This window comes from Streptomyces sp. NPDC088745 (assembly GCF_044751045.1).
Taxonomy (GTDB): Bacteria; Actinomycetota; Actinomycetes; order Streptomycetales; family Streptomycetaceae; genus Streptomyces; species Streptomyces cremeus.
The window spans coordinates 1-24,386 of the sequence record NZ_JBIVLB010000017.1 but is presented as its reverse complement, the minus strand read 5'-3'; the positions used below and the strand labels follow the sequence as shown (position 1 = coordinate 24,386).

General features: G+C 74.4%; 12 protein-coding genes. 9 read left to right on the top strand and 3 right to left on the bottom strand.

Annotated elements, in window-relative coordinates:
* Positions 1-2: 2 nt before the first annotated feature.
* Together ACIP93_RS31895 and ACIP93_RS31890 are read right to left on the bottom strand one after the other, a co-directional pair.
* A complete protein-coding gene (locus tag ACIP93_RS31895) occupies positions 3-2,765 on the bottom strand; it encodes a helix-turn-helix transcriptional regulator (RefSeq protein ID WP_401764534.1) in 2,763 nt (920 codons plus the stop codon).
* Between the two features lie 77 nt (positions 2,766-2,842).
* Positions 2,843-5,710, bottom strand: a complete 2,868-nt coding sequence (locus ACIP93_RS31890) for an ATP-binding protein (protein WP_401764531.1) — start codon at positions 5,708-5,710, stop codon at positions 2,843-2,845.
* 306 nt (positions 5,711-6,016) lie between these two features.
* Here ACIP93_RS31890 and ACIP93_RS31885 point away from each other — a divergent pair, with 306 nt between their 5' ends.
* From ACIP93_RS31885 to ACIP93_RS31845, 9 genes are all read left to right on the top strand, one after another.
* Positions 6,017-7,414 (top strand): glycosyltransferase, encoded by a 1,398-nt coding sequence (locus ACIP93_RS31885; RefSeq protein ID WP_345219975.1) that lies wholly within the window; start codon positions 6,017-6,019, stop codon positions 7,412-7,414.
* A gap of 38 nt (positions 7,415-7,452) precedes the next feature.
* Positions 7,453-8,511 carry a DegT/DnrJ/EryC1/StrS family aminotransferase gene (locus ACIP93_RS31880; protein WP_401764527.1) on the top strand — a complete coding sequence of 353 codons (1,059 nt, stop codon included), beginning with the start codon at positions 7,453-7,455 and terminating at the stop codon, positions 8,509-8,511.
* A 32-nt stretch (positions 8,512-8,543) separates the two neighbouring features.
* Positions 8,544-9,725, top strand: coding sequence for a cytochrome P450 (locus tag ACIP93_RS31875; RefSeq protein WP_345219977.1), 1,182 nt, complete (start codon positions 8,544-8,546; stop codon positions 9,723-9,725).
* A 36-nt stretch (positions 9,726-9,761) separates the two neighbouring features.
* The gene (locus ACIP93_RS31870; protein ID WP_401764524.1) at positions 9,762-9,956 is read left to right on the top strand and encodes a ferredoxin; all 195 of its coding nucleotides are present in this window, start codon (positions 9,762-9,764) and stop codon (positions 9,954-9,956) included.
* A gap of 65 nt (positions 9,957-10,021) precedes the next feature.
* Positions 10,022-10,777, top strand: coding sequence for an alpha/beta fold hydrolase (locus tag ACIP93_RS31865; protein ID WP_345219979.1), 756 nt, complete (start codon positions 10,022-10,024; stop codon positions 10,775-10,777).
* Complete coding sequence (gene pabB / locus ACIP93_RS31860; RefSeq protein WP_401764521.1) at positions 10,777-12,843, top strand: aminodeoxychorismate synthase component I; 2,067 nt, start codon at positions 10,777-10,779, stop codon at positions 12,841-12,843. Before ACIP93_RS31865 ends, pabB begins: the two co-directional genes overlap by 1 nt.
* A gap of 119 nt (positions 12,844-12,962) precedes the next feature.
* Positions 12,963-18,116: a beta-ketoacyl synthase N-terminal-like domain-containing protein gene (locus ACIP93_RS31855; protein WP_401764520.1), complete on the top strand. Its 5,154-nt coding sequence runs from the start codon at positions 12,963-12,965 to the stop codon at positions 18,114-18,116.
* Between the two features lie 122 nt (positions 18,117-18,238).
* A complete protein-coding gene (locus ACIP93_RS31850; protein ID WP_401764517.1) occupies positions 18,239-19,243 on the top strand; it encodes an ATP-binding cassette domain-containing protein in 1,005 nt (334 codons plus the stop codon).
* On the top strand, positions 19,240-20,091 hold the full coding sequence (locus ACIP93_RS31845) for an ABC transporter permease (RefSeq protein ID WP_345219983.1): 852 nt from the start codon (positions 19,240-19,242) through the stop codon (positions 20,089-20,091). The genes ACIP93_RS31850 and ACIP93_RS31845 overlap by 4 nt, the downstream gene beginning before the upstream one ends.
* A gap of 524 nt (positions 20,092-20,615) precedes the next feature.
* Here ACIP93_RS31845 and ACIP93_RS31840 read toward each other — a convergent pair.
* Positions 20,616-24,386, bottom strand: a 3,771-nt coding sequence (locus ACIP93_RS31840; protein ID WP_401764514.1) for an SDR family NAD(P)-dependent oxidoreductase, incomplete at its 5' end; no start/stop codon positions are given.

Below are 24,386 nucleotides of genomic sequence, written 5' to 3'. Positions count from 1 at the left end.
GGTCATCGTCCTTCCATGTCGCGCACGAGCACGCGGAGTTCTTCCCGGCCGCCGATCCGCAGGGTGCGGTAGACCCGGCTCAGCCGAAGCTCCACGGCGCGCCGCGAGAGGGAGAGGAGCGCCGCGATCTGGGTGTTGCTGTGTCCGTGGGCAGCGAGCGTCGCCGTCCGGGCGTCCGGGGGCGACAGCTCGGTCCAGGCGGCGGGCGGGGCGGCGCCGGGGCGCAGTCCTGGCGACAGCTCCGCCCCGAGCAGCCGGGCGCTCCGGGCCATCGGGCCCCCGGGGTGGGTGGCGGTGAGCGCCCTGAGTTCGGCCACGGCCGCCGCGGCGGCGGCTCTGCTGCCGTCCTTCGCGAGTTCCGCCGCGGCCAGGTCGGCGAGCGCGCGCTGGTAGAGGGGGCCCGCGGGCCCGCGGCCGAGCAGGCCCGCCGCGTACCGGGTACGGGCCGGGCCGTCGTCGGCAGCCGGTGCGGCATTCAGCTCCGCCCAGCCGACCGGGCCCGGCGCGCCCCATCCGCGGGCCAGTCGAAGCTCCTCCGCGGCCAGCCGGTGCGCCTCGGCCGCCCGCCCGGTGGAACGCAGCACCCGGGCGGCGGTGGAGCGCCAGGGCAGCACTGCGGGGTTGACGTGGTTGCGGTGCAGGAGCAGGCGACCGCATTCACGCAGCAGGTGCACGGCCTCGGCGGGGTCGTGGGCGGCGCACACCAGGGCTTGCGCGAAGAGGAGCTGCGGTCCGTACGCGCTGTGCCGGGCGGCTTCGGGGACCGGTTCGGCGGCGGCCGCCGCGGCCCGGGCGGTGTCCCCGCGTTCGAGGTCGACAACGATGCGGACGGCTCGTAACTGGGCCGTCACGACGTGCGGTGTGCTCGGTGCCGGCAATGCGCGTTCGGCGGCGTCGATGTCCTGTTCGGCCGCCGCCAGCAGGCCGCGGAGCAGGTTGAGTTCGGCGCGTGCGGCGAGGATGCGGGGGACCGCGACACGTCGTCCGTCGGCTCGTGTGCCGGTGAGCAGAGCGCTCAGTCCCGCGTCGGCCTCCTCGTGGTCCCCGGTCAGACGCAGCGCCTCGCAGGCCGCGAGGTACGGCAGGACCAGGGCGTCGCGCGCCGGCCTGGCGAGGGCGGTGCGGGCGAGGTCCCGCGCCGTCGTCAGCCCCTCGCCGGCCAGGGCCAGTTGCCGGGCACGGGACCCGGCCTGGACGGCGCAGGCCGGGTGGGCGGGCAGCGGGGGCATGCCGGGGACGAGGTGTTCGGCGTGCTCCCGGTCGGCGGGATCGGCCGCCCAGAACAGGGCGACGAGGGCGCGCTGTTCCTCGCTGCCGGCTGCCGGACGGGCCTCGGCGGCGGCCCGGCGCATCCCGTCGGTGTCTCCCGCCGCCAGCCCCAGGTCCAGCGCGTGCAACCGTACGGCGGGGTCCGTGCGCAAGCGGGTCCGGGCGAGCGCGGCGAGCCGCCGGACGCCCGCCTGCGGCACGGTGAGGAGTTCGGCGCCGGCCAGCTCGAGTGACGTACGGGCGTGCGCCTCCTCGTCGAGCGGTTCGTGCAGGGCGCGGGCCAGGAACGCCGCCGCCCGGACGTGGTCGCCCGCGTGCCGGGCCGCCGCGCCGGCGCGTTGCAGTACCTGGGCGCCCCAGAGGGCGTCGACGGGCCGGGCGTGCAGCAGGAGCGTGCCGACCTCCTGGTCGGTGGCGCCTGTCCGGTGGGCGAGGCGGGCGGCGGCGGCGTGCAGGCGGGCGCGTTCGGCCGCATCCGTCCCGGCCAGGACGCGCAGACCGGCCTCGGCGCAGATGCGGGGGTCCGCGCCGGTCGTGCGGACGAAACCGGTGGCGTCCAGGACGGCGCGCAGCCGGGTCTCCTCCAGGTGACCGAGTCCTGCGAGGGCGCACACCGCCGGGAAGTCGAGCACCGGGCCGGCGACGGCGAGGACGCGCAGCGCGGCGACCGTCTCGGGCGGCAGGCCGCGCAGCACCCGGCCGATGTGGTCGTCCAGCACCACCCGGCAGGCCGCCTCCAGTTCGGCGGTGCGGGAGGCCAGTGGAGGGTGGCCCCGGCGGGTGAACTGCCGCAGCGCCGCGTGGAGTACGGCCGGAATCGCCGCCGATTTCCGCAGGGCGGCGGCGGTGAACTCGGGCTCACCCTCGGTACCGCAGACGGTGCGCACGGTGCGGGCGGCGTCCGCGACGGTCGGCGGTTCCAGGAGCAGTGGGTGGGCGCTGTCCGGATCGGGGGAGGCGGAGACCAGGCCGCGCCAGCCGGGGCCGCGTACGGCGGTGTCGCTGCCACTGGCCAGCACCGCCAGCGGGGCGGTGGCGGAGCGTCGTACGAGGGCGAGGAGGAAGTGGAGGGAATCCGGGTCGGCCCATTGGGCGTCCTGCACGACCAGCAGCAGGGGCCGCCGGCGGGCGGCACGCAGCACCGGGGCCGGTCCGCCGTGGGCGGGCGCACCGAGGCCGTTGAGCAGTTGGGCCGCCACTCCGTGACGCATCCGGGACTCGGAGGGAACCGCTCGGGCGCTGAGCACCCGCAGGCCACGCGACCGGGCGAGCCGGGCGGACGAGCGGGCCAGGGCGTTCTGGCCGTGGCCGGGGCGTCCGGTGAGCGTGACGACGCAGGAGCGTCCGTCGGCAAGGCCGTCGAGCAGGTGGCTCAGGGTCTCCTGCTCACGGCTGTGGTGCGGTAACAGACCGGCGGCACGCGACGGTTCGGGTTCCGGTGCGGCGCTGCGGAAGTCCGGAGCGGCGCGGCGGGGCGGGGTGGCCGATGGTGACATGGAGGTGACCGGGTTCCGGGGGTCGGTGGCGGGTGAAGGACGCTGTCGGCGCGGACTCCTGCGGTCCGGTGCCGGAGTCAGCCGCCCCAGGCCCGTGCGCGGGCGGCCGGGGCGCGGAGGGTGGCGGCCAGGGCCGCCCGGCGCTGGACGCCCAACTTGCGGTAGGCGCTGGTGAGATGGGTCTCGACGGTGCGCAGGGTGACGCACAGCGACTGGGCGACCTCCCGGTTGCTGGCGCCGTTCACCACGAGGCCCACGACCCGGCGTTCGGCTCCGGTGAGCAGGTCCTCCCGCGCGCCGGTGAGCTCCGGCATGCGCCCGCCCGCGCTGAGGAGCAGCCGCCGCGCGTCGGTGGCGAGGGGCAGCGCGCCGCAGGTGTGGGCGAGGTCGGCGGCGGAGCGCAGGTGCGACCGGGCCTTGGCCCGCTCCCCCTCGGTCAGCAGGCGGCGGCCGAGGGCGAAGCCGGCCCGCGCGTGGGCGGTGCGGGCGGGTGAGGCGGCCAGTGCCTCGACGGCCTCCCCGAGCAGTTCGAGGCCCGCCCGGCCCGGGGTGATGACGCCGCGGGCGAGGGCGGCGGTGCCCAGGGCGTGGGCGGTGCCCCAGCGCCGGGCGAGTTCGCCGCCGTACTCGGCGTGGACGTGTGCCTCCTGCGGGCGCCGCAGGGTGGCGAGGAGGTGGCAGGCCTCGGCCCACCAGGGGGCGAACACCGGGTTGGCGAGGCCGGCTTCGCGCTGTGCCCGGCCGCAGGCGAGCAGCAGGCGCAGCGCCCCCTCGCGGTCACCGAGGGCACGGCGGACGCGGGCGCGGACCATCAGGTGGAGGTGCTGCTCCACGACGGGCCCGGCCGGCGGCTGCGGGTCGGTCCCGGCGAGGAGGTCTTCGGCTCGGGCGGCCTCGCCGCTGTCGCACAGGGCCGCCGCGAGGACCAGCCGGGGCAGTACGAGGCGTGACGAGGACGGGCCGGCCGCGGTGAGGGCCGCGCGGGCGTCCGCGGTCGCCTCGGGGATCGCGCCGGTGCCGTGCAGGACGAGGCCGCGGGCCGACAGGGCGAGGGCCTCGGCCCAGCCGCCCGTCGTCTCGCCGGCCCCGGTCACCGCCTCGTTCAGCGCGGTGAGGGCTTCGACGCTCTCGTCGGCGAGGGCGAGCACCGTGCAGGAGGTGAGCACCGGCCAGGAGGCGCGGGGGCCGGGGGCGCCGACCGCCCGGCGGGCATGGTCCTTCGCGGTGTCGCGCGCGGTGTCGTAGAGGGCGGCTGCCAGGGCGCTGACGGCTTCCGCATCGGCCTCCGGGGACGCCGGGCGGGGCGCGGGCGTGCGGTTCTCCGCGGGCGGCGCCGGGGCGCCCGTGCGTTCGGTGCAGCCGGTCAGGCGCAGGGCTGCTTCCAGGGCCAGGGCCCGTTCCCGCAGGCCGGGCGCGCCGGTCGCGGAGCGCAGTTCGGCCAGGACCCGGGTGGGGGCGCGGCCGGGGGGAGGGCTCTGCCCGGCGGCCAGGCAGGCGGTGGTGTACCGCAGGGCCGCGGCGGCACGCGTCCTGAGGTCGGGGGCCCGGTCGAGGGCGTCGCGCAGCAGATCGCGGGCGGCGTCCGGGTCGGCGGGCACCAGGAGGCCCGCGAGGCGGAGCCGCAGCGCGTGGTCGTCGGGCGTGGCGTCGAGTACGCGGCGCAGGTAGCGCGCGGCGTCGGCGGGGGCGCCGCGCTCCTCGGCGGCGGTGGCGGCGTCCGTCAGCAGGGAGGTCATCCAGGGCCGGGGGGTTCCGGGGATGGCCACCAGGTGTCCGGCGACCTCTTCGGACGGGCGGCCCGCGTCACTGAGCAGTTGGGCGGCCCGTGCCCGGAGCCGGGTCAGCGCGGGGGCGTCGAGCGGTTCGAGGACCGCGGCGCGTATGCGGTCGCTCGCGAAGTCGGTGCGGCCGGGGGCCAGGACCTCCGCCTGGCGCAGGATCCGGACGGCGTCCTCGGCCTGGGCGGCGGAGACGTCCGCCAGTGCGGCGACGTGGTCGCCCGGTGCGTCGCCGAGGACCGCCATCGCCGTGGCGACGGCCTCCACCCAGCGGGGTCTTCTCCCCAACAGGCTCCGGACCGAGCCCGCTACGAGGCGTCCGCCCAGTTCGCCGGCGTGCCGGGCGCCGTCGAGGTCGGGCCGGACGCCGGCGTCGCGCAGTTCCGCGACGAGCCGGACGGCGGTGCCGGGGTTGCCGCCGCTGACGTCGGCGAGCCGTGCCGCGAACGCGGGTTCGACCGGGCAGCCGAAGGCGTCGCGGGCGAGTTCGCCGACCGCGGCCGGGCTCAGCGGCCCCAGGGGCACGGTGGTGCACGAGGGGTGGGCGGCGAACCGCGCCCATGGGGTGCTGTCGGCGACCGAGGCCCCGGTGCTGCGGGTCAGGACGAGCAGCAGGGGCAGCCCGTCCGCCCTGCGCAGCAGGAAGTCGAGCCAGCGCAGCGTGTACGCGTCGCACAGGTGGGCGTCGTCCAGGGCGAGGACGAGGGGATGGCGTGCGGCGAGGTGGGCGGTGAGACTGTACAGGCCCTGGAGCACCGGGTAGTCGGCGTCGAGCGCGAAGGGCGGGCGGTCCGTTCCCGGCATCAGCGCGGGCAGTGCCCGGCGGGCGGTGCCCCGCAGCAACGGGTGGCCGGGGGCGCCCTCCCCCACCAGGCCGAGCGGACGCAGGAGGGCGCGGACACCTTCGTACGGGACGGTGGAGGCGTCCTCGGCACACGTTCCGCGGAGCGCGGTCAGGCCCCGTGGTCCGCCGGGATTTCCGTCGCCGTCGCCCTCCAGAAACGCGGCGAGGAGACTGCTCCTGCCGATACCGGGCGGTCCGGTCAGGACCACGATTCCGGAGTGCCCGGCGCGGGCCGCCGCGGCCCGCGCGGTGAGCACAGCGATTTCTCCGGCGCGGCCGAATACCGCTCCGCTCGTGCCTGACGACCCTGATTGGTCAGACAAAGACGCCCCCTACATGGAACGGAAAGAGCCGAACCCCCATCAGGCCCAATTTCCGCGGGAATACGAACGATCATCCTGTGGCAGCGTACCGGAGTCAACCGGTCCGATACGCGTGGAATCCAGCCAAGGACAAGAAAGACAACGCTGCCTTGACGGAACCGAACGGCCCGCCGAACAATCCGCTCCCCACGCGCCCCGCCCCGGTCCACGGGCCCCCGGCCGCCGAGTCTAAGGATTTCCCGGTACGGGCCGTGAGACCAAGTAGGGGTGAAGCCAACACCACCGGACGATGCCCCCAGGAGCGCGATGAGTCCCACCCAGAGCACCGCGCAGCGGCCCGTCCTCTTCGTCAGCCTGCCGGAGAGCGGCCTGGTGAACCCGCTTCTCGTCCTCGCGGCCGAGCTCTCGCGGCGGGGCGTGCCCGATCTGTGGTTCGCGACCGACGAACCCCGGCGTGCCGACGTGGAGGGCCTGACGGAAGGCTCCGGCGTCGGGTTCGCGTCGCTGGGGGAGGTCTTCTCCGAGCTCTCCGCGGTCAGCTGGCCGGACGAGGTGTACCGCGAGGTGACCCAGGCCTCGCGCTTCAGGGCGCACCGCGCGGTGGTCCGGCAGTCCTACCGGCCCGATCTCCAGGCTGAGAAGTTCAAGCGCCTGAATTCCGTGGTCGAGAAGGTGCGGCCGGCCCTCATGGTGGTCGACTGTGTCGCGTCCTTCGGCATCGATGTGGCACTCACCCACGACATTCCGTTCGTCCTCAGTGTTCCCTTCCTGCCGACGAATGTCCTCACTTCACTCAATCCCTTCGGACCGTCCGGGACTCCCCGCGACTTCCCCGTTCCGCATTCCGGTTTCCCTTATCCGATGAGTTTTTCCCAACGGGTGCGCAACGAGCTGTTCAAATACCGCACCCTCGGCATGTTCTTCCATCCGGCCATGGGCAAAGTACTGTCCGAGGACGCACGTCTGCGCAAGGAACTCGGCCTGCCGAAACCCAGTCCGATGACCAGGGTCGACCGGGCCGAGCTGGTGCTGTGCAATTCCGTCGCCGAACTGGACTATCCGTTCACCGTGCCGGAGCGGATGGAGCTGGTCGGGGCCATGGTGCCGCCGCTGCCGGAGGCCCCGCGCGGCGAGGACGACGGGGGGCTCGCCGACTGGCTGGACGCCCAGTCCTCGGTGGTCTACATGGGCTTCGGCACCATCACCCGGCTCACCCGGGAGCACGTGGCCGCGCTGGTCGAGGTGGCCCGCCGCCTCCAGGACCGCCATCAGGTGCTGTGGCGCCTGCCCTCCGAGCAGCAGCACCTGCTGCCCGCCGCGGACACGCTGCCCGGCAACCTGCGGATCGAGAGCTGGCTGCCCTCCCAGCTGGACGTGCTCGCGCACCCGCACGTGCGGGTGTTCTTCACCCACGGCGGCGGAAACGGCTTCAACGAGGGAATGTACTTCGGCAAGCCGATGGTGGTGCGACCGCTCTGGGTGGACTGCTACGACCAGGCGGTGCGCGGGCAGGACCTCGGTCTGAGCCTGACCCTCGACCGGCCGCGGGACGTCGACCCCGAGGACGTCGTCGACAAACTCACCCGGGTCCTCGGCGAACCCGGATTCCGCGAACGCGCGGAACGCATCGGCGCCCTCCAGCACGCGGCCGGCGGGCGCGCAAGAGCGGCCGACCTGCTCCTGAAGCTGCCCGCGCTGTCCTGACCCGTCCCCCTGCCCTCCCCACTCAGACCGAGGACGACATGTCCATCAAGTACCCCGTTTCCCGGCCCAGTCTCAAGGGCCGGGAACTCGCCTACGTCACTGAAACGATCACTGACGGCTGGATATCCTCCCAAGGGCCGTATGTCCGGCGCTTCGAGGAGGCATTCGCCGCGTACTCCAAAATCGCGCACGGCGTCGCCTGTTCCTCCGGAACCACGGCCCTGACGCTGGCACTGCGCGCTCTGGGCATCGGCCCCGGCGACGAAGTGATCGTTCCGGAATTCACCATGGTGGCGTCGGCCTGGGCCGTCAGCCACACCGGCGCGACCCCGGTGTTCGTCGATTGCGCCGACGATCTCAACATCGACCCGGCGAAAATCGAGGAGAAGATCACCAGCCGGACCAAGGTGATCATGCCCGTCCACGTCTACGGCCGCCGGTGCGCCATGGACGCGATAATGAATATCGCGCACGACTACAACCTGCGCGTGGTCGAGGATTCCGCGGAGGCGCACGGCGTCCCGCCGGTGGGCGACATCGCCTGCTACTCGCTCTTCGCGAACAAGATCATCACCTCGGGCGAGGGCGGCATCTGCCTCACCAACGACCCCCGGCTGGCCGAACAGATGGCGCACCTGCGCGCGATGGCGTTCACCGAGGACCACAGCTTCCTGCACAAGAAGCTGGCCTACAACTTCCGCATGACCGCGATGCAGGGCGCCGTGGCGCTCGCCCAGGTGGAACAGCTCGATGACTTCCTCGCCCTGCGCCGCGAGATCGAACACCGTTACGACGAGGGCCTGAAGGACATTCCGGGCATCACCCTGATGCCGCCGCGCGACGTCCTGTGGATGTACGACCTGCAGGCGGAGCGCCGGGACGAGCTGCGCTCCTTCCTGGCCGCCGAGGGCATCGAGACCCGGGTGTTCTTCAAGCCGATGAGCCGGCAGCCCGGCTACCACGACCCCGTCTGGCCGTACCTCAACGCCAGCCGGTTCAGCGAGAACGGGCTCTACCTGCCCACGTACACCGAACTGACCGCCGAGGACCAGGAATACGTGACCGGCAAGGTCCGCGCCTTCTACGACGCGGCCTGAGCCCGCGCCACCACCGACGGAGAACGAGGGCCATGACCGGCACCGCCGAACCGAAAACCGTCCCCTTCCCGCTGCGGGTACCGGGCGAACCGTTCCCCCCGCCCCGCTACGAGGAGTACCGCCGCCGCGAGGGGCTGGTGCCCACCCAGTTGCCCAACGGCAGCCGGGTCTGGCTCGTGACCCGGCACGCGGAGGTACGCGCCGTCCTGACCAGCAAGAAGATCAGCGCGAACCCCGACCGCGAGGGCTTCCCGCACATCAGCGACACCATGGGCGTGCCCCGCCAGGAGCAGATCCCCGGCTGGTTCGTCGGGCTCGACTCGCCCGAGCACGACCGGTTCCGCAAGGCCCTGATCCCGGAGTTCACCGTGCGCCGGGTGCGCGCGATGCGCCCGGCGATCGAACGCACCGTGGACGAGCTGATCGACCAGATGCTCGCCGCGGGCGACTCCGCGGACCTGGTGGCGGACTTCGCGCTGCCGGTGCCCTCCCTGGTGATCTCCACGCTGCTCGGCATACCGCCCGTGGACCGCGACTTCTTCGAGTCACGCACCCGCACGCTGGTTTCCATCCGCACCTCCACCGAGCAGCAGCGCGACACCGCCGCCAAGGAACTGCTCCGGTACATCAACCGGCTCGTGGGCATCAAGGCGCAGTGGCCGGGCGACGACCTGATCAGCAGGCTCCTGGCCACCGGCGGCATCAGCGCCCAGGAGATGACCGGCGTGCTGATGCTGCTGCTCATCGCCGGTCACGAGACCACCGCCAACAACATCGCCCTCGGGGTGGTGTCCCTCCTCCTCAACCCGCAGTGGATCGGTGACCAGCGGGCGGTCGAGGAGACGCTGCGCTTCCACTCGGTGGCCGACCTGGTGTCCCTGCGCGTCGCCGTGGAGGACGTCGAGATCGGCGGCCATCTGATCCGCGCGGGCGAGGGCGTCATCCCGCTGGCCGCCGCCGCCAACCACGACGAGTCCGCGTTCGCCTGCCCGCACGCCTTCGACCCGGCCCGCACCGAACGCCACCACGTGGCCTTCGGCTACGGCGTGCACCAGTGCCTGGGCCAGAACCTCGTCCGGACCGAGATGGAGATCGTCTACCGGCGGCTCTTCGAGCGCATCCCGACCCTCGCACTCGCGGTGCCGGTGGAGGAACTGCCCCTGAAGTACGACGGCGTCCTGTACGGGCTGCACGAACTGCCCGTCCGCTGGTAGCCGTTGCCCACCGTCCGCCCTCCCGAAAGAGAACCGATGCGCATCACCGTGGACTCCGAGCTCTGCGTAGGCGCCGGACAGTGCGTGCTGTCCGCGCCCGAGGTGTTCGACCAGGACGACGACGGGCTGGTCGTGGTACTCGAACCCCACCCGGCCCCCGGCGAGCACGACACCGTGCACCAGGCGGGCGATCTGTGCCCCGCCCACGCCATCACCGTCCACGAGGACTGAGCCCGCCCGGCGGCCCGCGCCGCCGCCCGGACCCCGTACCGCCGTTTCCCAGAAAGGACCGCACCTTGAACAGCACGGACCACTCCTCGGCCCTGTGGCTGCGCCGCTTCCACCCGGCCGCGGACCGCCCCGTCCGGCTGGTCTGCTTCCCGCACGCCGGCGGCTCCGCCAGCTTCTTCCACCCGGTGTCGGTGCGGTTCTCCTCCGCCGTCGACGTCATCGCCCTCCAGTACCCCGGCCGACAGGACCGTCGGCACGAGCCCTGCGCCCCGGACCTCGCCACCCTGGCCGACCGCATCGTCGACGAACTGCTGTCCCTGGACGAGAAGCCCACGGTGTTCTTCGGCCACAGCATGGGCGCCGTGCTCGCCTTCGAGACGGCCTGGCGACTGGAGCACAAGGGCGTCCACGCGCCGAGGTCCGTCATCGCCTCCGGGCGCCGCGGCCCCTCCACCGTGCGCACCGAGACCGTGCACCGCCGCGACGACAACGGCATCATCGAGGAGCTGAGGCTCCTCAACGGCACCAACCCCGATCTGCTCGGCGACGAGGAGATCCTGCGGATGGCGCTGCCGGCCATCCGCGGCGACTACGAGGCCATCGAGAAGTACGAGTGCCCGCCCGACCGCACGCTCCGCTGCCCGATCACCGTGCTCACCGGCGACGCCGACCCGCGCACCTCGTCGGCGGAGGCGCTGGCCTGGCAGCAGCACACCGAAGGCGCCTTCCGGATGGAGGTGTACCCCGGCGGTCACTTCTTCCTCACCGACCACATCAGGGCCGTGGGTGACGAGATGGCACGCGAACTCGGGATCCTGTGATGCGCACCCTCCTCGTCGACAACTACGACTCCTTCACGTACAACCTGTTCCACTACCTCGCCGAGATCAACGGCCGGGAACCCGAAGTGATCCGCAACGACGACCCCGTCTGGCGGGCGGGGCTGCTCGACGGGTTCGACAACGTGGTGCTGTCTCCGGGGCCCGGCACCCCGCACCGCCCGGCCGACTTCGGTCTGTGCGCGCGGATCGCCGAGGAGGGCCGGCTGCCGGTGCTGGGCGTGTGCCTCGGGCACCAGGGCCTGGCGCTCGCGCACGGCGGTGAGGTCGGTCCGGCCCCGGAACCCCGCCACGGGCGGACCTCGGCGGTCCGGCACGACGGCACCGGACTGTTCGAGGGCATCCCCGACCCGCTGGAGGTGGTGCGCTACCACTCGCTGGCCGTCACCTCGCTCCCGCCCGCCCTGGAGGCCATCGCCCGCAGCGCGGACGACGGGGTGGTGATGGCGCTGCGCCACCGCGCCCTGCCGCTCTGGGGCGTGCAGTTCCACCCCGAGTCGATCGGCACGGACAGCGGACACCACCTGCTGGCCAACTTCCGTGACCTGACGGCCGCGTACGGCCGGCGCAGACGCACCCCGGCCCCCGCCGCCACCCCGGAGCAGGCCCCGACCGCCCCGCCGCGGACGGCTCCGGTCCGCAGGCTGCGGGTCCTGGCCGAACAGCTCGACACCCGCTGGGACGCCGAACCGGCCTTCGACCGGCTCTTCCGCACCGGCGAGCACCCCTTCTGGCTGGACAGCAGCCGCACGGACGCCGTCCTCGGCCAGATCTCGGTCATGGGCGACGCCTCAGGCCCCCTGGCCCGCACCGTCACCGCCGACGTCGGCGAAGGCACCGTCAGCGTCACCGCGAACGGGCACACGCACAGCGTCCGCAGTCCGTTCTTCGACTGGCTGGAGCACGACCTCGCCGGGCTGCGCACCGAAGTACCGGAACTGCCCTTCGAGTTCGCACTGGGCTGGGTGGGCTGCCTGGGCTACGAACTCAAGGCCGAGTGCGGCGGCGAGACCGCCCACCGCTCCCCCGACCCGGACGCCGTGATGGTCTTCGCGGACCGTGCCGTCGTACTGGACCACCGCACCGGCACCACCTACGTCCTCGCGCTCGTCGAGGACGGCGACGAGGCCGCCGCCCGCGCCTGGCTGCGCGGCACCACCGCCGAGCTGGCCCGGCTCGCCGGGCGCACACCCGAGCCCTGCGCGCCGCCCGCCGGGCTCACCGGAGCGGACCTGCGCCCGCGCCACGACCGCGACGCCTACCTCAAGCTCATCGACGTCTGCCACGAGGAGATACGCGCGGGCGAGACGTACGAGGTGTGCCTGACAAACATGATCGAGGCGGAGACCTCCCTCGACCCCTGGCACGCCTACCGCCATCTGCGCCGGGCGAGCCCGGCCCCATTCGCCGCCTTCCTCGGCTTCGGCCCGCTGGCGGTGCTGAGCACCTCGCCCGAACGGTTCCTGCGCATCGACCGGCAGGGCGCCATGGAGTCCAAACCCATCAAGGGCACCCGGCCGCGGCACCCCGACCCGGCACAGGACGCCCTCCTCGTCGCCGACCTCGAACAGAGCGAGAAGGACCGCGCCGAGAACCTGATGATCGTCGACCTGGTGCGACACGATCTCAGCCGGTGCGCCGAGGTCGGCACGGTGATCGCCGATCCGGTCTTCCAGGTCGAGTCCTACGCCACCGTGCACCAGCTCGTCAGCACCGTACGGGCACGGCTGCGCACCGGCACCAGTGCGGTGGCGGGCGTCCGCGCGGCGTTCCCCGGCGGGTCCATGACCGGCGCTCCGAAGATCCGCACCATGCAGATCATCGACCGGCTCGAAGGCGGCCCCCGCGGCGTCTACTCGGGGGCGATCGGCTACTTCTCGCTCACCGGCGCGGCCGACTTCAGCATCGTCATCCGGACGGTGCTGCTGGGCGGCGGCACCCTGCGCTACGGGGTGGGCGGCGCGGTGATCGCCCTGTCCGACGCGGAGGCCGAGTACGAGGAGACCCTCGTCAAGTCGGCGCCGCTGCGCGCGCTCCTGCGGGAGTAGGGCCGGGGCGGCCGGCCGGGCGGGCGCACGGCGACCGGTGCACATCTAGGGCTTTTCCCGGTAGGAGCGGAGTCAGCATGGAGCCGCAGCACCCCCAGCGGCCGGCCTTATCGGGAGTAATGGTGTCCGTCCATGTCGATGACTACGCGGTCCAACCGACCGCCGACCCGAGCGGAGCGCTGCGCGGGCTCACCCTGCCGGCCGTCTTCCGCTCCGCCGCACGGCAGGACCCGGAGGCCGTGGCGCTGAGCGACGGCGACCGGCACCGGACCTGGCGGCAGTGGGCCGAGGACGCCGACGCGCTCGCCAGGGCCCTGCAGGAACTCGGCGTCGGCGTCGGCGACGTGGTCGCCGTCCAACTGCCCAACTGCTGGGAGTACCAGACCCTGCACCTCGCCGTGGCCGCTGTCGGCGCGGTCATGATGCCCGTCCACCAGGGCCACGGCAGCGCCGACGTGCTGGCGCTCGTGCAGCGGGTGGCCCCGGCGGTGATGGTGCTGCCCGCCGACTCCGCGCACGCCGCCGGCCCGCAGGCCCTCGCCGCGCTGCGGGCGGCCGTGCCCTCGCTGGGCCCGGTCCTGGTGGCGGGCCCCGGCTCGGCGGACCTCCCCGGCGTCGACGCGCTGCTGGAGCGGTGGACGGGCACCGTCCCGCATCCCGTCGACGTACGGCCGGAGATGCCCTTCGTGCTGCTGCCGTCCTCCGGGACCACCTCCGCCCGGCCCAAGATCTGCCTGCACAGTCACGACGGGCTGCTGTCCAACACGGCGGCCGTGACCGAGGAGGCCGCCGGGTCCTTCGACGGCGCGGTGCTCACCGCCTGCCCGCTCACCCACCTCTTCGGCCTGCAGTCCCTGCATTCGGCGCTGTTCGCCCGCTGCCGGCAGGTGCTGCTGCGCGGCTGGGACCCGGACCGCTTCCTGGAGCTGGCCCGCGCGGCCCGCCCCGGCGTGGTCTTCGCCGTACCCGCCCAGCTCCACGACGTGGTCGCACGGATCACCGAGACCGGGACCGCCGCCGGTTTCCGGCCGCACGAGGTGCGGACGGCCGGTGCCGCCGTTCCGGCCGCACTGGTCACCCGGGTGCGCGAACTCCTCGGCAGTCCGCTCGTCGTGGTGTGGGGCATGTCCGAACTGGGCACCGGCACCTGCACGTCCGCCGCCGACCCCGCCGAGGTGGCCGCCCGCAGCGTGGGCCGGCCGACCTTCGGCGCGCAGGTACGCGTCGTCGGTGAGGACGGCGCCGAGTGCGCGCCCGGCGGGACGGGCGAGCTCCACTACCGCAGCCCCGGCATGTTCCGCGGCTACCACGGAGAACCGGAACTGACCGCCGCGGCCGTCACCGCGGACGGCTGGCTGCGCACCGGAGACCGGGCGAGCCTGGACGCCGACGGCCGGGTCCGCTTCGCCGGCCGGTCCGCCGAACTGATCAACGTCGGTGGCCGGAAGTTCGACGCGACCGAGATCCAGGGACTCCTCGCCGGCCTGCCGGGCCTGGGACCCGCGGCCGTCGTCGCCCGGCCCGACCGGCGGCTGGGCGAGTACCCCTGTCTGGTGGTCACCGGCCGCGCCGAACGCGCCGTCACCCTGACGAAGGTGACGGACTTCCTGCTGGAACGCGGTGTCGCCGAGTACAAGATCCCGCTGGAGCTGGTGACGGTCGACGCGCTGCCGCGCACCCCGGCGGGCAAACTGCACCGACGGGCCCTGGAGGCCCTGCTGGCCGAGCGCGGACCGGAGGCAGGAGGCGCCGGGTCCGTTCCCGCGTCCCACACGGCGGCCCTGGCGCTGGTCCGCGCCTGCGTCACCGAGGCACTGGCACCGGCCACCGAGACGGCCCCCATCGGTGCGGCCACCACCTTCCGCGCACACGGTCTGGACTCCGTACGCAGCATCCGGCTGCGCAACCTGCTCGCCGGGGCGACCGGCCTCACCCTGCCCGCCTCCCTCGCCTTCGACTTCCCCACGCCCGATGCCGTGGCCCGCCACCTGCGCGGCGAGACGGCCTCCGAGGCCGCCGCCGAGTCCCGGGCCGCGGCGGACGACGATCCGGTCGCCGTCGTGGGAATGGCCTGCCGGCTGCCCGGCGGGGTGCGCGGCCCCGAGGACCTGTGGGCCCTGCTGGCGGACGGCCGGGACGTCATCGGGCCGTTCCCCGAGGACCGCGGCTGGGACCTCGGCCGGCTCTTCGACGAGGACGCCGAACGCCCCGGCACGTCGTACACCCGCCAGGGCGGGTTCCTCCGCGACGCGGGCGCCTTCGACGCGCCGTTCTTCGGGTTCTCCGACCGGGAGGCCCTGGCCGCCGACCCCCAGCAGCGGCTGCTCCTGGAAACCGCGTGGGAGGCCCTGGAGCAGGCGGGCATCGACCCGGCGACCCTGCACGGCTCGCGCACCGGGGTCTTCGCGGGCGCCATGTACCACGACTACGCGCCCTCCGCGTCCGGCGACGGCGGGCCCGAACTGGAGGGGCTGCTGGCCCTCGGCACCGCCGGAAGCGCCCTGGCCGGCCGGATCTCGTACTCCTTCGGCCTCCAGGGCCCCGCGCTGACCGTCGACACGGCCTGCTCGTCCTCGCTGGTGGCGCTCCATCTGGCGTGCCGCTCGCTGCGGTCGGGCGAGTCCTCGATGGCACTGGCGGGCGGCGTCGCCGTGATGGCGACCCCGGCCTCCTTCACGGAGTTCTCCCGGCTGCGCGGGCTGGCCCCGGACGGCCGCTGCAAGTCCTTCGCCGACGCCGCCGACGGCGCGGCCTGGTCGGAGGGGGTCGGCCTGCTGGTCCTGGAGCGGCTCTCCGACGCCCGCCGCCACGGGCATCCGGTGCTCGCCCTGGTCCGCGGTTCGGCGGTGAACCAGGACGGCGCCTCCAACGGGATCACCGCCCCGCACGGCCCCGCTCAGCGGCAGGTGATCCGGCAGGCCCTCGCCGACGCCGGGCTGGGCCCCGCCGACGTCGACGCGGTGGAGGCGCACGGCACGGGAACGACGCTCGGCGACCCCATCGAGGCGCAGGCCCTGCTGGGCACCTACGGCGCCGCCCGCGCGCCCGAACGGCCCCTGTGGCTGGGCTCGGTGAAGTCCAACATCGGGCACGCGCAGGCCGCCGCCGGGGTGGCGGGCATGATCAAGACCGTGCTGTCCCTGCGCAACGGCGTACTGCCCCGCACCCTCCACGTGGACGCGCCGACGTCTCACGTGGACTGGTCGCCGGGCACCGTACGACTGCTCACCGAGGCACGGCCGTGGCCCCGGGAAGCCGGGCGGGCCAGACGGGCCGCGGTGTCCTCCTTCGGGATCAGCGGCACCAACGCGCACGTGGTCGTGGAGGAGGCGCCGCCGGAGCCCGTCGCCGAGCGGCCGGCCGCCGGGACCGGCCCGGTGGCCTGGGTACTGTCCGCGCACGACGCGCCCGCCCTGCGCGACCGGGCCCGCGGCCTGGCGGGGCACCTGGAGTCCGGGCCGAACCGGCAGGTGCGGGACGTCGCGTACTCGCTGGCCGCCTGCCGTACCGTACGCCAAGGGGCCCAGGCGTACGTCGTCGGCGCGGACGAATCCGAACTCCTCACAGCGGTGAGGGAGTTGGCCGACCGCGAGTTCCCGGCGGGTGTCCCCGCCGACGGCGAGCTGGCGTACGTGTTCGCCGGGCAGGGCAGCCAGCGGCCCGGCATGGGGCGTGGACTGGCGCACGCGTACCCGGTGTTCGCGAAGGCACTGCGCGAGGTGTGCGACGCACTCGATCCGCTGCTCGACCGGCCGCTGACCGACGTCATGTGGGCGGTCGACGGCCCGGACGCGACGCTCCTGGGCCGTACGGAGTACACCCAGCCGGCGCTCTTCGCCCACGGGGTGGCCCTGTACCGGCTGTTCGAGTCGTGGGGGGTGACGCCCGGCCGGCTGGCGGGGCACTCGGTGGGCGAGATCGCCGCCGCGCACGTCGCCGGGGTGTTCTCCCTCGCGGACGCGGCCCGGCTGGTCACCGCCCGGGGGAGGCTGATGCAGCGCCTCCCGGAGGGCGGCTCGATGCTGGCCGTACGGCTTCCGGAGGCCGAGCTGGGCCCGTGGCTCGCGGACCTGTCCGGTGGACCGGTGGCGGTGGCCGCCGTCAACGGGCCGCGTTCGGCGGTCGTCTCCGGTGCGGAGGGAGCGCTCGCAGAACTGGCCGGGAGACTGGCGGCGGCCGGTCACCGGACGAAGCGCCTTGACATCAGCCACGCCTTCCACTCCCCGCTGATGGACCCGATGCTGGACGCGTTCCGCGAGGTGGTGACCCGTCTCGGCCTCGCCGCCCCCGTCGTGCCGGTCGTCTCCTGCCTGACCGGGGCGCCGCTCACCGCCGCCGAGGCGTGCGATCCGGAGTACTGGGTCCGGCACGTCCGGGAGCCGGTCCGCTTCCACGCCGCCGTGGAGGGGCTGCTGGCCAACGGCTCCGGCGCGTTCCTGGAGCTGGGCCCCGAGTCGGTGCTGGCGCCGATGCTGGAGGAGTGCCTGGCCGTGCGCCCGGCCGGCGGGGCGGTCGTCCCGGTCGGCGGGGCGGACGAGGAGCGCGCGGTGATGGCGGCGGTCGCCCGGCTGCACCTGTCCGGGGTGCCGGTGGCCTGGAGTGCGGTGCTGCCCGGCGCACGGGCGGTCCCGCTGCCCACGTACCCCTTCCAGCACCGCACCTACTGGGCCGCGGGCACCGCCCCCGTACCGATCGGCGCCCCCCGGCCGGCGGGCTCGACCGGCACGGCCGGCGCGGCCGGGTCCGCGACGTCGGCGCCCGAGCGGCCGCTGCTCGCGGGGCGGCTCGAAGGGCTGGGCGGGGCCGAGCAGCAGTCGCTGCTGGTCCGGCTGGTGCTGGAGGAGACCGGGGCCGTGCTCGGCGGCCGGACGCTGTCCGAGGCGGACGCCGACGTGTCCTTCTCCGACATGGGCATCACGTCGGTCGGCGCGGTCGAGCTGCGCAACCGGCTGCGCGCGGCCACCGGGGCGCGGCTGCCCGCGACCGTGGTGTTCGACCATCCGACTCCGGCGGCGGCGGCCCGCCTGGTACGACAGGACCTCACCGGGGCCGCGGCGCCGGACGACCGGACGGTCGCGGACCTCGTGGCCGAGCTGGACGCACTGCTGTCGGCCGGATCGGACCTCGACCGGGACAGCGCGGCCCGCCTGCGGTCCCTCGTGCGCGACCGGGGTCCGGCCGCCCCGGCCGCCCGCGCGGCGGGCGACTCCTTCGACCTCGACACCGCGTCCGACGAGGACCTGTTCCGACGCCTGGACGGCGTCGACCGCTGACGGACCGTCCCGGTTCCACGCCACAGCCGACCGGCACACACACCGGTCGGCTGTTCCCTTTCCCTTCCCCTCCTCTCCCCCGCCCCCCTTTCGAGCAACCCCGACGACCCTGGAGAACTCCCATGAGCGGGCTCCCCATCGAACCTCCCGAGACCATGATCGAGGCACGGGACCTGAGCAAGACCTTCGGCACGGTGCGCGCCCTGGACTCGGTGCACCTGGCGGTGCCCCGGGGGTCCGTCCTGGGCCTGCTGGGCCACAACGGCGCCGGCAAGACCACTCTGGTGGGCATCCTCACCACCGCCCTCGCTCCGACCTCCGGCACCGCGACGGTCGCCGGGCACGACGTGGTGGGCCGGCCGCACGAGATACGCCGACGCATCGGCCTGACCGGGCAGTTCGCCTCGGTGGACGGCCGGCTGACCGGCCGGGACAACCTGCTGCTGATCGCCCGGCTGCTGGGCGCCGGACGGCGGGCGGCGCGGGCGCGCGCGGACGAACTGCTGGAGCTGTTCGCGCTCCAGGACGTGGCCGGACGCCGCGCCCACACCTACTCCGGCGGGCTGCGCCGACGGCTCGACCTCGCGACCAGCCTGGTCGGCCACCCGGAGGTGGTCTTCCTCGACGAACCCACCACCGGCCTGGACCCCGAGGCCCGGCTGGGCCTGTGGGAGATCGTCGAAGGGCTGGTGGCCGAGGGCGCCACCGTACTGCTCACCACCCAGTACCTGGAGGAGGCCGACCGGCTCGCGGACTCCATCACCGTCCTGTCCGGCGGCCGGGTCATCGCCGACGGCACGGCTGCGGAGCTGAAGGCGGCCGTCGGCCGCCGCACCGTCACCGTCACGCTCGACCCGGCGGCCGACCGGGAGAGCGCGGTCGGGGCCCTGCGCCGGGCCGCCCTGGAACCATCGGTGGCCCCGCAGAGCGACTGCCTCGTCATCCCGATCGACGCGTCGAAGGACGTGGCGACGGTGATCCGCGCCCTGGACCAGGTGGGGGCCGAGGCCTCCGAGCTGTCCTTCGGCGAACCCACGCTCGACGACGTCTACCTCGCCCTGGCCGGTCGGACCCACGCACCCGCCCTGTCCGGCTCGCTCGCCCTGTCCGGAGGACCCGCCGCATGACCGCCGCCGTCACCCCCGCGACCACCGTCGAACCGGTCACCGCCGCCGCGCCGCCGCGGCAACAGTGGCCGGACAGTTCGGTGTTCCTCCAGATCCGCGTGCTCACCGCGCGTTCGCTGCGCTCGATGGCGACCGACCCGGGTGTGGTCCTGTTCGGACTGCTCCAGCCGGTGATCATCCTGTTCGTGCTGACCCAGGTGTTCAGCAAGATGGGCGCCCCGCCCAACTTCCCCGCCGGCATCACCTACCTCGACTTCATCCTGTCGGCGGTGCTGGTCGACAACGCCGTGCAGTCGGCGGTCCAGTCGGGCGTCGGGCTCGTCGACGACCTGAAGAACGGGGTGGTGGCCCGGCTGCGGTCCCTGCCCATCATGCCGTCGTCGCTGCTGATCGCCCGCAGCTTCGCCAACCTGGTGCGCAGCGCGGTGCAGGCCGTGGTCATCCTCGCGCTGGCGTTCGGCGTGCTCGGTTACGCGCCGTCCGGCGGGGCGGCCGACGTGGCGGCCTCGGTCGGGCTGACCCTGTTCATGAGCTGGGCACTGGGCTGGGCGTTCATCGCGGCCGGCGCCTGGCTGCGGCGGGCGGAGCCGATGCAGAACCTCGCGGTGATCGCGATCCTGCCCCTGATGTTCGCGTCCAGCGCCTACATGCCGGTCCAGGACCTGCCGGGCTGGCTGGCGGCGGTCGCCGGGGTCAACCCGCTGACGTACGCGATCGACGCGACCCGCGCGCTGGCGCTGGGCATCCCGGGCGCGGACGCGATCGTGCCGGCACTGGTCATCGGCGTGGTGATCGCTGCCGTGGGCGGCGTCCTGGCGGTACTCGGCTTCCGCCGCCCGCTGCGATGAGCGCCGCGTCGGCCGCTGCGTCGGGCGTCGCGCACTGCGGCCAGGGAGCTCCCGGCTCCCGGCCGGGGGTTCCGGCGCTCGGCAGTCCCTGGCTCCTGGCCGGGGGTTCCGCACTCTGCGGGACGGACCACACGTAGCTGCCGGGCCCTGACCACACGTGCCCCCGGGCCAGGATCACACGAAGCCCCCGGGCCCGGACTTCCGAGGAAGTCCGGGCCCGGGGGCTTTCCGACGAGCTGCGGTCCGTGGTGCTCCTCCGGCTCCTGGGCCTCCTGGGCCCTTGGCCGGCCTGCGGTCCGCGGCTCGTGTCCGGGGCCGGGGCCGGGGCCGGGGCCGGGGCCGGGGTCGGGGTACCGTTCCAGGCCCTTGTCCGGGACGTGTGGCCGGACCGCGGGTACCGTCCAAGCGCTTGTCCGGGCCCGGGGGGCACAGTCCCGGTTGCCCGGCCGGCCCCGGCGGGCGGCTGTTCCCACCACGCGCCAGGACCGGCCGTCACGGTCCGGACTGTCCGTCCGGAGCCGCCGTCACAGCCCCAACTGCTTGTCCAGCAGGTCGAACACCTCCTCGTCGGAGGCCGCTTCGAAGTCGAACTCGTCCTTCTCCTCGGTGGCTTCACCGGTACCCGCGGCACGCAGCGCCCCCCACTTCTCCTTCAGTACGTCGAGCCGCCCCGCGACCTGTTCGAAGGCCTCGTCACTCACCTCCGCCCCGGTGAACGCCAGCTCCAGCCGAGCCAGTTCGGCCAGCAGGGCGGCCGACGCATCGGGCTGCGCCTGCGGCCCCAGGTCGAGGAGCGCGTACAGGTGGTCCACCAGTTCCTGCGTCGTCGGGTAGTCGAAGACCAGGGTGGCGGGCAACCGGGTCCCGGCCAGGGCGCCGAGCCGGTTCCGCAGCTCGATGGCGCTCAGCGAGTCGAGACCGAGGTCCTGGAAGGAACGGTCCGGGTCCACGTCCGCGGCCCCGGCGTGGCCGAGGACCGACGCGGCCTGGCCACGCACCTCGGCGAGCAGGGCGTCGTACCGTTCGGCCTGCGGCAGGGCCGCGAGCCGTTCGGCGAGCCCGCCGCCCGCGCCGTCCGCCGAGGCGGCGCGGCGCACGGTCGTACGGATCAGGCCGCGCAGCAGGGCGGGCACCTCGCCACGGGCACGGAACGCGGCCAGGTCCAGCCGGACCGGCAGCACGGCGGGCTCAGCGCCTCCCACCGTGGTGTCGAACAGTTCGAGCCCCCGTTCCGGAGTGAGCGGCGGGAGTCCGGCCCGCGCCATGCGTTCGGCCTCGGCCGTGGAGAGTTCACCGGTCATGCCGCCACCGGTGCGCGTCCACGGGCCCCAGGCCAGCGAGGTTCCCGGCAGGCCCCGGGAGCGGCGGTGCCGGGCGAGAGCGTCCAGGTAGGCGTTGGCAGCGGCGTAGTTGGCCTGGCCCGCGTTGCCGAGGGTGCCGGCCGCGGAGGAGAACAGCACGAACGCCTCCAGCGGCAGACCCTTGGTCGCCTCGTGCAGGTTCCAGGCCGCGTCCACCTTGGGGCGCAGCACCTCCGCGAGCCGCTGCGGGGTCAGGGAGCCGACGACCCCGTCGGCCAGCACACCCGCGGTGTGGACCACGGCGCGCACGGGGTGGCGGGCGACCAGCCGCGCCACCGCCGCCAGGTCCGCGACGTCGCACGCCTCGACGGCCGTACGGGCGCCGAGCCCGGCCAGTTCCTCGATGAGTTCGGCCACGCCTTCGGCCTCGGCACCCCGTCGGCTGACCAGCACCAGTTCGCGGACGCCGTGCTCGACGACCAGGTGCCGGGCGACCACCCGGCCCAGGCCACCGGTACCACCGGTGATCAGGACCGCGCCCTCGCCCGCCCATACGGGGACGACCGGAGCGGACGGAGCCGGGCCCGACCTGGACGGAGTCCCCTGCGCCGCACCCGACGGGGACGGCTCAGCCTGGGCCGGGTCGGCGACCCGGGCGAGCCGGGCCGCGAGGACCGTGTCGCCGCGCAGGAGGACCTGCGGCTCTGCGGTGGCGAGGGCGCGCGGCAGCAGGGCCGCCGCCTCCACGCCGTCGAGGTCCACGAGGCCGAAGCGGCCCGGGTTCTCGGAGATCGCCGAGCGCACCAGCCCCCAGACGGCCGCCGCCGCGAGGTCGTCGCCCGAGGCCGCGCCCCGGGTGAGGAACACCAGGCGCGCGTCGGCGAAACGCTCCTCCGCCAGCCATGCCTGCGCCAGCTCCAGGACCCGGACCGTCTGCCCGTGCACCGTTTCCGGAGCCCCGCTGTCCGGGCCGGGAGCCGACAGCAACGGTACGAGGACCACGTCCGGAACCGGCTGCGTCCCGTCGGCGGCCAGCTCGGCGAGACCGGTGTACACCGGGTGCGCGCCCAGAGACGCCGGGTGCTCGCCCAGGACCGCCGCGGCCGGGCCGGCCGGTGCTGCGCCCGGGGCGCCGCCCGCGAGTGTTCCGCCCCGCGTTCCGCCCGAGGTGGCGGTGGCGAGTACGGCCATACGCAAGGTCCCGCCGCCCTCGCCGCCTCCCGCGACGGGCGTCCAGTCCAGGCGGAACAAGGAGTCCCGGTGGACACCGCCGGGAGCCCCCGACTGCTCGGCGTTCAACGGCCGTACGACCAGCGACTCGACGGAGGCCACCGGCGCACCCGTGGCGTCACTGAGCGCCAGGGACACCGCGCCGCCCGTGCCGGACCTGCTCAGCCGTGCTCGTACCGCGGAGGCACCGGAGGCGTGCAGGGAGACACCGGTCCAGGAGAACGGAACTCCGCCGCTCCGCACCCCGGCGTCGCCGTCCACGCCGCCCGAGAGCGCGAAGGCGTGCAGCGTCGCGTCGAAGAGCGCCGGGTGCAGGGCGAAGGCCGAACCCCCGGTCCCTTCGGGCAGGGAGACCTCGGCGTACACCTCCTCACCGAGTCGCCAGGCCGCCCGCAGTCCCTGGAACACCGGGCCGTACTCGAACCCGGCCTCGGCGAACCGCTCGTAGACGTCCGCCACGTCGAGGGCCCGCGCTCCGGCGGGCGGCCAGACCGGGGCGTCGAGCGGCGCACCGGCGTGGGCGGGGCCGCTCGCGAGGACACCGTCGGCGTTGCGCGTCCACGGCTCGTGGACGCCGCCGGCGGCGGGCCGCGAGTGCACGGTAAGGGTGCGCCGGCCCGAGCCGTCGGGGGCGGACACGGCCACCTGCAACTGCACGGCGGAGCCCTGTCCGGGCAGGACGAGCGGTGCGGCGAGGGTCAGTTCCTCGACGGTGGTGCAGCCGAGTTCGTCGCCCGCCCGGACGGCGAGTTCGAGCAGGGCCGTGCCGGGCACCACGACCGAGCCCATGACCACGTGGTCCGCCAGCCACGGATGGGTGGAAACCGAGAGGCGTCCGGTGAACAGGAACCCGTCCGATCCGGCCAGCTCCACCGCCCCGGAGAGCAGCGGATGTTCGGCGGAGCGCAGGCCGAGCGCCTCCGCTCCGCCGCGGACCGCGGCAGTGCCGGTGGGCCAGAAGCGGCGGTGCTGGAAGGCGTACGTCGGCAGGTCCACCGTACGGGCACCGGTACCGGCGAAGAGGGCCTCCCAGTCGACCTTCCCCCCACGCACGTGGAACTCGGCGAGCGCCCGGAGGGCGGACGCCTCCTCGTCGTGGTTCTTGCGCAGGACGGGGAGGAGGACGACGTCGTCCTCCTCCGGCACGCAGTCGGCGGCCATCGCGGACAGCACGCCGTCCGGCCCCAGTTCCAGGTAGCGGGTGACGCCCGCTTCGGCGAGGGCGCGGATGTCGTCGGCGAAGCGGACGGCGTCACGGACGTGCCGCACCCAGTACTCCGGGTCGCACACCGCCTCGGTGCCCGCCACCAGCGGGATAGTGGGGGCGGAGAGGGAGAGCCCCGACACCACCGCACGGAACTCGTCCAGCATCGGGTCCATCAACGGCGAGTGGAAACCGTGCGACACCCGGAGGCGGGTCGTCCTGCGGCCGAGTGCATCGAAGTGGGCCCGTACGGACTCCACCTGCTCCGACGCACCGGACACCACCACCGACGACGGACCGTTGACCGCCGCGACCGAGACCGACTCGCCCAGCAGCGGCAGGACTTCGGCCTCCGTCGCCTGCACGGCCAGCATCGCGCCGCCCTCGGGCAGTGCCTGCATCAGCCGCCCGCGCGCCGCCACCAGCGTGCACGCGTCGGCCAGCGAGAACACCCCGGCCACATGGGCCGCAGCCACCTCACCGATGGAGTGACCGGCCACGAAGTCGGGCTTCACGCCCCACGACTCGACCAGGCGATACAGCGCGACCTCGACGGCGAA

Bases quoted from the DNA above. Each gene is read 5' to 3' on its own strand.
- ACIP93_RS31895 (WP_401764534.1), bottom strand. From the start codon at position 2,765: ATGTCACCATCGGCCACCCCGCCCCGCCGCGCCGCTCCGGACTTCCGC.
- ACIP93_RS31870 (WP_401764524.1), top strand. From the start codon at position 9,762: ATGCGCATCACCGTGGACTCCGAGCTCTGCGTAGGCGCCGGACAGTGC.
- ACIP93_RS31850 (WP_401764517.1), top strand. From the start codon at position 18,239: ATGAGCGGGCTCCCCATCGAACCTCCCGAGACCATGATCGAGGCACGG.
- ACIP93_RS31885 (WP_345219975.1), top strand. From the start codon at position 6,017: ATGAGTCCCACCCAGAGCACCGCGCAGCGGCCCGTCCTCTTCGTCAGC.
- ACIP93_RS31880 (WP_401764527.1), top strand. From the start codon at position 7,453: ATGTCCATCAAGTACCCCGTTTCCCGGCCCAGTCTCAAGGGCCGGGAA.
- pabB (WP_401764521.1), top strand. From the start codon at position 10,777: ATGCGCACCCTCCTCGTCGACAACTACGACTCCTTCACGTACAACCTG.
- ACIP93_RS31875 (WP_345219977.1), top strand. From the start codon at position 8,544: ATGACCGGCACCGCCGAACCGAAAACCGTCCCCTTCCCGCTGCGGGTA.
- ACIP93_RS31845 (WP_345219983.1), top strand. From the start codon at position 19,240: ATGACCGCCGCCGTCACCCCCGCGACCACCGTCGAACCGGTCACCGCC.
- ACIP93_RS31855 (WP_401764520.1), top strand. From the start codon at position 12,963: ATGGTGTCCGTCCATGTCGATGACTACGCGGTCCAACCGACCGCCGAC.